8 protein-coding genes are annotated in these 8,751 nt (G+C 46.7%); 7 read left to right on the top strand and 1 reads right to left on the bottom strand.

Translation table 11 applies throughout. The features are described from left to right. Positions 1–19: 19 nt before the first annotated feature. From BMZ81_RS12980 to BMZ81_RS13025, 7 genes are all read left to right on the top strand, one after another. On the top strand, positions 20–1,207 hold the full coding sequence (locus BMZ81_RS12980; RefSeq protein ID WP_002566654.1) for a nucleotide sugar dehydrogenase: 1,188 nt from the start codon (positions 20–22) through the stop codon (positions 1,205–1,207). Positions 1,208–1,228: 21 nt separating this feature from the next. Beyond that, complete coding sequence (locus BMZ81_RS12985; RefSeq protein ID WP_003525488.1) at positions 1,229–2,521, top strand: glycosyltransferase family 2 protein; 1,293 nt, start codon at positions 1,229–1,231, stop codon at positions 2,519–2,521. Beyond that, on the top strand, positions 2,499–3,536 hold the full coding sequence (locus tag BMZ81_RS12990; protein ID WP_002566652.1) for a glycosyl hydrolase: 1,038 nt from the start codon (positions 2,499–2,501) through the stop codon (positions 3,534–3,536). Before BMZ81_RS12985 ends, BMZ81_RS12990 begins: the two co-directional genes overlap by 23 nt. Before the next feature lie 588 nt (positions 3,537–4,124). Next, entirely contained in the window at positions 4,125–4,568 is a 444-nt protein-coding gene (locus tag BMZ81_RS13000) for an RNA polymerase sigma factor (protein ID WP_002566650.1), read from the top strand. Further along, positions 4,565–4,804: a helix-turn-helix domain-containing protein gene (locus BMZ81_RS13005; RefSeq protein ID WP_002566649.1), complete on the top strand. Its 240-nt coding sequence runs from the start codon at positions 4,565–4,567 to the stop codon at positions 4,802–4,804. Before BMZ81_RS13000 ends, BMZ81_RS13005 begins: the two co-directional genes overlap by 4 nt. Positions 4,805–5,233: 429 nt before the next feature. Further along, positions 5,234–5,437, top strand: a complete 204-nt coding sequence (locus BMZ81_RS13020; RefSeq protein ID WP_002566648.1) for an excisionase — start codon at positions 5,234–5,236, stop codon at positions 5,435–5,437. 79 nt (positions 5,438–5,516) lie between these two features. Next, positions 5,517–6,794, top strand: coding sequence for a site-specific integrase (locus BMZ81_RS13025; protein ID WP_003525484.1), 1,278 nt, complete (start codon positions 5,517–5,519; stop codon positions 6,792–6,794). Between the two features lie 506 nt (positions 6,795–7,300). Here the strand turns inward: BMZ81_RS13025 and BMZ81_RS13030 are convergent. Then, positions 7,301–8,751, bottom strand: a 1,451-nt coding sequence (locus BMZ81_RS13030; RefSeq protein ID WP_091132808.1) for a 4-hydroxyphenylacetate 3-hydroxylase N-terminal domain-containing protein, incomplete at its 5' end; no start/stop codon positions are given.

The raw sequence follows: 8,751 nt of genomic DNA on the forward strand, positions 1-8,751 counted from the left end.
GAAAGGTGGTTAGAATGCTATGCAAATTACTGTTGTAGGCGCAGGTTATGTGGGGTTATCTCTTGCCACTCTGTTAGGCCAAAAGCATGAAGTAATAGTGCTTGATATTGATGAAGAAAAGGTTGCGAAAGTTAATTCCCGTATTTCTCCCGTTCAGGACGTATATCTCGAAAAGTTTTTTGCCGAAAGAAAACTAAATTTGACAGCCACTGTAGATACGGCAATAGCATATAAAGACGCCGAGTATGTAATTATTACAACACCTACTAATTATGAGGATGAAACCAATAGCTTTGATACTCATGCGGTTGATTCCACCATAGAAATTTGTATGGCAAATAATGATCATTGCATTATGATCATCAAAAGTACGGTTCCTGTTGGGTATACAAGGAGTGTGCGAAAAAAATATAACACCAGCCACATTCTATTTTCCCCTGAATTTTTAAGAGAAACGAAAGCCCTATACGACAATTTGTACCCTTCCAGAATTGTTGTTGGTACAGATATTGCAGACCCTGCTATGGTTATCCATGCACAGGTTTTTTCAACCATCTTGCAAGAGTGCGCAAATAAAGAAGATATTCCCGTCTTGATTATAGGGCTTGATGAAGCAGAAGCCGCTAAACTTTTCGCTAATACTTATTTAGCCATGCGTGTTGCGTTCTTTAACGAATTGGATACCTTTGCAGAAATGAATGGGTTAAGTACAAAGAACATCATAGATGCAATTTGTCATGATCCTCGAATTGGTAAGCATTATAACAATCCATCTTTTGGCTATGGCGGATATTGCCTCCCGAAAGATACAAAGCAGTTGAAATCAAGTTTTCATGATATTCCTGAAAATTTGATTACCGCTGTGTGTCAGGCAAACCACACCAAAAAAGGCCATGTCATAAAGGGAATTCTGAATAAACATCCTGGCACAGTTGGTATTTACCGCTTAACGGCAAAGTCTAATTCTGACAATTTCCGTTCAAGTGCTGTTTGGGGTGTTATGGAGGGGCTTTCCAAAGAAAAACAAGAAATTGTAATATATGAACCCTTATTAGGCGATGCCGCAGAGTTTATGGGTTATAAGGTTGTACATTCTTTTGCGGAGTTTAAGCGTTCATGTGATGTTATTGTTGCTAATAGAGTTTCCAGTGAACTCTCGGAAGTTATGTATAAGGTTTATACAAGAGACATCTTTGGAAGAGATTGACCCGGCGAGGCGGTGATTGTAATGTACACATTTTTCTTGATGGTCGAGGATTATATCAAAACTCATAACCTTCACCTCTTTATGTTTTTCTTCGCATTCATTTTCATTCGATGGGGAATAGTATTTTTCCATGCTATTCGATATAAGCCATATGATTATGAAGATAAAGAAATAAATTATTTTACATCGGTGCTGATCCCAGTCGTTGACGAACCATTAGATCTATTTTATAGTGTTCTGATGAAAATAGCACGCCAGAATCCGTCTGAGATTATAGTTGTCATTAATGGGCCAAAAAACGAGGGGCTTGAAAACCTGTGTGTAGATTTCAACAGGAATTTACCAATTTGCTTTACTCCTGTTCAGCATTATTATACACCTGTTGCCGGTAAGAGAAATGGGATCCGTGTGGCAATGGAGCACATTAATCCGAATTCCGATATAACAGTGCTTGTGGATAGTGATACGGTATGGACAGAGGATACTTTGTCCGAGTTGCTGAAGCCTTTTGCTTGTGATCAAAAAATTGGCGGTGTTACAACCAGACAGAAAATACTTGATCCTGACCGCAAACTCGTAACCATGTTTGCAAATTTGCTTGAAGAGATCAGAGCTGAAGGAACGATGAAAGCAATGAGCGTTACAGGCAAAGTGGGCTGCCTTCCCGGCAGGACAATTGCTTTCCGTACTCAGATTTTGATAGATGTGATGTATGACTTTATGAATGAGACATTCATGGGATTTCACAAAGAAGTATCCGATGACAGAAGCCTCACAAACCTGACGCTCCGAAAGGGGTACAAAACAGTTATGCAAGACACCTCAGTAATTTATACAGATGCGCCCACCGAATGGAAAAAATTTATCAGGCAGCAGTTAAGATGGTCGGAAGGTTCACAGTATAACAATCTGAGAATGACTCCTTGGATGTTAAAAAACGCCAAGCTGATGTGCTTTATTTACTGGTCAGATATGATTAGTCCGATGATGCTGGTTAGCGTTTATGCCAATACTATAATTTGCAAGGTGTTAAATATACTTGGCTGCGCGATTCCAACATTGGCATATACCGCTCCATGGTGGCAGATCATTCTCTTTATTCTTCTTGGTTGTATCATTAGTTTTGGTTCACGAAATATTAAGGTTATGAGAAGTGTGAAGTGGTATTATACATTACTGCTTCCAGTATTCATCCTTGTTTTAACTGTTGTCATGGTTCCTATCCGATTGCTAGGCCTTATGCTCTGCTCTGACGATATGGAATGGGGCACCCGGAAATTGGAGGAGGACAATGATAAAGTGGAAGTTCCTTAATTGCATTTGTATATTCGCGGCTGCTATATTTATATTATGGGTTGGTTGCAACGAACAGCCTGTCGATACCGAGAAGGCCGATGGCTCTGACAGCATTGCGTCTATTGAGGCTCCGAGTAATAGTCAAGCTACACTGGAAGAACCAACTACGGAATCTATTGTAACAGAATCCTCAGTTGTCGAGTCTGAATATTATCCTATTACAGAGGGACAAAGATATTTGGGCGTTTATGTTCAAGGCCCCGAAGAGACTGATGTTTTAGCTGACAGCATCAATACTTTAGCTTGGTTTGATCGTTTTGATCAGACAAGTGATTACAAGATTTCTTTATGTTTAGACGACAATAAATATATAGCGTTTATCACTTTGCAGCCTACCGACTGGGACTTAAAATTGGTTTCTGACGGGTATTATGATGATTTAATTATTGAATATTTTAAGAAACTCTCTTCGGATAACAGAGCCAATACAGAACTTTTTGTTCGATTAGCGCATGAAATGGAAATGAGGCCCTCTTACAAATCTGGTTGGTACAGTTGGCAAACAGATGATGCTCACGCATATGTAAACGCTTGGGTTCACATTGTGAACTTGGGTAGGGAATATGCTCCCAATGTTAAGTGGGTATGGTCTCCCAACAGGGCAGACGAATACACAACGAAATATTATCCAGGTGATGAGTATGTTGATTATGTCGGATTGACATTGAATAACACATTGGATTCCCGTGAGAGTTTTCAGCAATTCTATGAAAATGAAGGTCAAAGAGACTATTTGGAAGCATATAATAAGCCAATTATTTTTGGAGAGATCGCGGAGCATAGCACCAGTGATGAAGTTCGCAATGAATACATACAATCTGTTTTTGATTATCTTGGAACCTACGATAAATGCATCGGTTTTATTTTCTTAAATCAAGATATAGAAAGTGCAAGACAATACAAGTTTACAGATTGCGAATTGATATTAGATACATTTATTGAGAATGCGAGGGATTACATTTGTGCGAAATAAGAAGTTTACAAAGTATCAGATCATGACGAGAGTTGGAACGATTATCAGCATTTTACTGTTTGTTGTCCTTGGATTTTGTATCGAAGTTATTTTCTAAAAAAATGGAGAAAGTGAAAGATGGAACATCAAACCAAAGGAACGTTGCGCAATCAGGCCGTCATTACATCAGCCGGATCGCCCCGAGCAACCACACCGCGGTTCGTAAGGTATTGGATGGGAGCAATTCCCCCTAACGCTGATCCCATTGGCGGTTTCAGGAGGGAGCCGTCATGTGTAGAACGGGATGTCGACCAACGGAAATGGGAGTAACACCGTTAAAAAAAACATCCCCCGGCCCGTGGGAAATGTGGCCGGAACCATGAATTTGCGTATGCAATAAAATATCATACTATTTTTTTGTTCGCCCGGAGGGTTTATGCCCTTCCGGGCGAATTTTGTTATTTCCTTCGGCCCGCTCTATCGGTCAAACACTTTTTCAAAATTTTTTTAAAAAAGTGGTGTTTGGCGGGTAGCTGGAGGCCTTTCAACAGTAACTTTGGCGGAAAGGGAGAAAACCACCGAAATCCCCCACAGAAAGGGGGTGAAAAGATGGAAACGATCCCCCGCAATGATTTTATCCTGCGGCACCGCTATGATGCTTTCTGCAAAGCGGTACTCCGCAATGAGGCTAAAAGCTACTGGTCGGAGATGGCGCATCGCCGCGAACGTGAAAAGTCGCTGGATGCTCTGACACAAGAGGAAATGGACAAGCTCTCAGTCGTGGATGATTACCCCAGCGACAGCTACGTTTTTTCGTCGTATGGGTATGACCTGCTGATCGACAACGAGCTTGTAGCCGAGGCGTTCGCCAGCCTGCCGGAACAGGAACAAAGCATTTTGATTTTGCACTGTGTTCTGGATTTGGCAGACGGAGAAATCGGCAGCCTCATGGGAATGTCCCGCAGCGCCGTACAGCGTCACAGGACAAGGACCCTGAAACAGTTGCGTATGAAATTGATGGCGTTCATGCCAGAGGGAGGTAAACGCGGATGAAGGAACCTACATTCAACGGCAGAGAGCTTCTTCCCCTTTCGGTGATGGAAGCTGCCCACGCTGGGGATGCAATGGCTATGGAGCAAGTGCTGCGGTACTATGAGGACTACATAAACAAGCTCTGCATCCGCACCTTGTATGACAGCAACGGCATCCCCTATGTGTGCGTGGACGAGTATATGAAGCACCGTTTGGAAATCAAGCTCATTCATTCCATCATCGTTGCCTTGAAGTAACGACCCGGCCACGGTAACGGAAATGTCTTATTACTCTCTTTCCGCATTTCCGCCGGCTCGGTGGCTGATGTATGTACCTTGACAAATACGCCCGCAGGACAATGGCGGCGCGTCATAGGGCATACGGACACATTCTGTCTACACCGAGCCGGACGGCGGGTGCGCCATGATGCTGGTTTCTACGAAAACAGCGGAGCGACAACCACCCAGCCGCAAAATAAGCGTAGCTGCTTATGGGCGATGACGTGCAGGCAGGACAATGATACTCCCTTACAGCCACAGTCCGAGCGTTAAAAGCGTCACAGGCAATGGGTAGGGCCGTGTGAGAACCACACGGGGGTGAAAAGCCCGTGGAGCTGGGCCGCCAGCCGTCCGTGTTTTGCCCACATTTACAAGGAACCTTTGCTTTGAACAGAAGGAGGCCATATTATGAGTAATAACGATGTGCCTATTTGGGAAAAGTATACGCTTACCATTGAGGAAGCGTCGAAATATTTTCGCATTGGAGAAAACAAACTGCGTCGGCTTGCCGAGGAAAACCCATCCGCTGGCTGGGTGATTTTGAACGGCAACCGCATCCAGATCAAACGGCAAAAATTTGAAAAAATCATTGATTCTCTTGACACAATCTAGTGAAAAAGAGCCTTGACTATGCTATAATACTCTTAAAGCGTGTCAAGGCTCTTTCCGTCATGGAAAGGAGCATGACGAAATGTCAAAAAAAGAACGAGATGAAAAAAGGCGGGACAGCAAAGGCCGCCTTTTGAAATCTGGAGAGAGCCAGCGAACAGACGGAAGATACGCCTACAAATATACGGATACCTTTGGAGAACCGAAGTTTGTGTACTCATGGAAGTTAGTCCCTACGGACAAAATCCCTGCCGGAAAACGCCCGGATATTTCTCTGCGTGAGAAAATCAAGCAGATACAAAAAGACCTTGACGATGGGATTGACACCATCGGTAAGAAAATGACCGTGTGCCAGCTATATGAAAAGTATATCCGGCAGCGGGGCAATGTGAAACGGGGAACCCATAAGAGCCGCCAGCAGTTAATGAAACTTCTGTCCGAGGATAAAATCGGAGGGGCCAGCATCGACAGCGTGAAGCTGTCTGACGCCAAAGAATGGGCCTTGCGTATGCAGGAAAAGGGCGTGGCCTATCACACCATCTGCAACGGCAAGCGTTCCCTGAAAGCCATTTTTTACATGGCCGTACAGGACGATTGCCTCCGCAAGAACCCCTTTGACTTCCAGATCAATGAGGTTATCAACGACGATACCGTACCAAAGGTGCCGCTTACCCCTGAACAGGAAAAGGAGCTTTTGGACTTCATGCAGAGTGACCCCGTTTATGCCAAGTATTATGACGAGGTATTGATTCTGCTGGAAACCGGGCTTCGTGTTTCCGAACTCTGCGGCCTGACACCTGCCGACCTGAATTTTGAAAAGCGCTTTGTGAATGTAGACCACCAGCTTTTGAGAAGCACCGAGGACGGCTACTACATCGAAGCGCCAAAGACCGACAGCGGTTATCGCCAGGTGCCTATGAGCGCAGCAGCCTACAAAGCATTTCAGCGCGTGCTGCACAGGCGAAAGGATGGCAAAGGCGTTGTGGTGGACGGATATAAGGGCTTCCTGTTCTTAAACCGGGATGGACTGCCGAAAGTGGCTGTCCACTATGATGCCATGTTTCAGTGCCTTGCTAAGAAGTTCAACAAGTTCCATAAGGAACCGCTGCCGGAGGTCATGACGCCGCACACCATGCGGCATACATTCTGTACCAGAATGGCAAACGCAGGCATGAACCCAAAGGCATTACAGTACATCATGGGGCATGCCAATATCGTTATGACGTTGAACTATTACGCTCACGCCACGTTCCATTCCGCACAGGAGGAAATGGAACGGCTGCAAGCTCAGGCACAGACCAGCGCAACCGTCAACACGCAGCCAGCGTCAGAGAGCGCCCAGGAAGCCCAAGCCGCATAGAATGCGCAGAATGTACTACTGTTTGTACTACGTTTGAGAGCGAAAACATGAAGGGTAATAAGAACGTTTGTGAGGTTCTTCCGATAGGAAAAGTGCCGGAAAAGCCCGAAGTTACGGGCTATACCGGCATATAAGAAAACCTAAAGAGATAATTGGAAATCTATTAAATGATTATACAAAAACATAGCAAAATGGCCATGTGCCGTCTCGGACGGCACGGCCCGAATTTCAGCGCGTGGGCCGGGGACGGCCTACATGTGCGAAACCTCATGCGCCATCGGCTTTGCCTTCTATCGCGGTGGTGCCGTCACGGCGCATGAGGTTTTACAATATAATATAAAGATATCCTGCGCCGCTCCGCGGTGCGGTCAAAATTTCAGACATCGCTCCAGAGAAGCCATATACCGCAAAAATAATGTGAAATATGATTTTCTATAACACGCAGAGGAAGACAGCTCCCAGCTGCCCGCAGGCAGTTGGGAGCTGTCTTGCAGGGGAGGCCTACGTTACTTCTTAGGGTCTTCCACCTTTTCGGTGATGCCGGCAATGTCAGCCGCCAGCTCCGCATACTTTTCATACGGTGTCGTTGCACGAATGACCAGCTTCGCACCGTCGGGGGAACCACCGCCGTGGGTGAACGCCAGCAGGCCACCTGCTCTTGCGTACCACTCGCTCAGGCGTGCCGCACGCGCTCTCGTCTCCGCACTCACTGCCGGGTTCGCCTTGATTGCCGCCATTACCTTCGGCCCAATCACCGGATCCATGCAGTCCGTGTAGTTCGGGAAGCACCCCGTCTCCGCAATGCCGCCGCCGATGTCCTGCAGAATCTGACGCAGCTCCGCATACTTCTTGCCCGCCTGCGCCTTGTTCACACAGGCCAGCTTCGGATCTGCAAAGAAGACACCTGACTCATGCTCCTTACCGGCCAGCATTGCCCCCAAGCCCAGGCTCCACACCGTCTCGCTGATGATCGTCATGTCCATCATCTTGTCCTTGAATACCTTCGTGGACAGGCCGTTTGCCCGCGCCATCAGCATCGCCGCGCCAATCATGATGTCTCCCTGTCCTGCCACGCAGCTGCCGATGCACGCACGGTAGTTGCCCACAAACCGGTTGATGGCATCTCCAGAGTGCTCATACTCTCCGCACAGGAACACCCGCTCGTTCGGAACAAAGCAATCCTCGAAAATCAGATACGAAGACTGGTCCGCGTACTTCATGTCGTCCCAGCCCTGACGCCCTTCGCTGGCGTCTGTCTGTACAATCGTCAGGCCCTCGATGTCTCTCGGCACCACGAATGCAACCGCATAATCCTTGTCCGCTTCCTTATACCCTGTACCTGGGCTCACGAAAATCTCCTGGCACGCCGCGGCATGCGCAATCATCGTCTTCGTTCCGCTTACCACAATGCCGTCCGGACGGATTTCCTTCACATGCACGTTTGCATCCGGGTTCTCCTGCTGGCTTGCAGACTTCGTCCGGTCACCCTTCGCGTCCGTCAGTGCGCCCGCTACCTTGTAGCCCTTGCTCTCCGTGTTGATAATCCAGTTCTTCAGACGCTCATGATATTCCGTGCCTTTTTCCTTGTCAATGTCATATGTAACAGACCACAGCACGTTCATGATGTTGTGTCCCACGCAGATGCCTGCCATACACGTGCCCACCTGCTGGAAGAAGAACCGCTTCATCTCCACGCTCTTCTTCAGAGACTCTGCGCCCTCTGTATTCAGCGTCAGCCAACGCACCACTTCGTTCCCTGTCAGCGAGGACTTTGCCTTCAGGATTCCATCATACTGCGGATCCTGCAGCAGGTCATATGCCTTTGCCTCGTTCTCCACAAGGCCCTTTGTCGCAGGATCTGTCACCAAATCCTCGATAAAATGTCCATTCTTGAATACATTCGGCCGCATCGCCCGCAGGTCTGCGTAGTAGCCTTCTCTCGTCTTGAATGCCATAT

Origin of the sequence: Oscillibacter sp. PC13, from assembly GCF_900115635.1 — a bacterium.
Taxonomy (GTDB): Bacteria; Bacillota; Clostridia; order Oscillospirales; family Oscillospiraceae; genus Oscillibacter.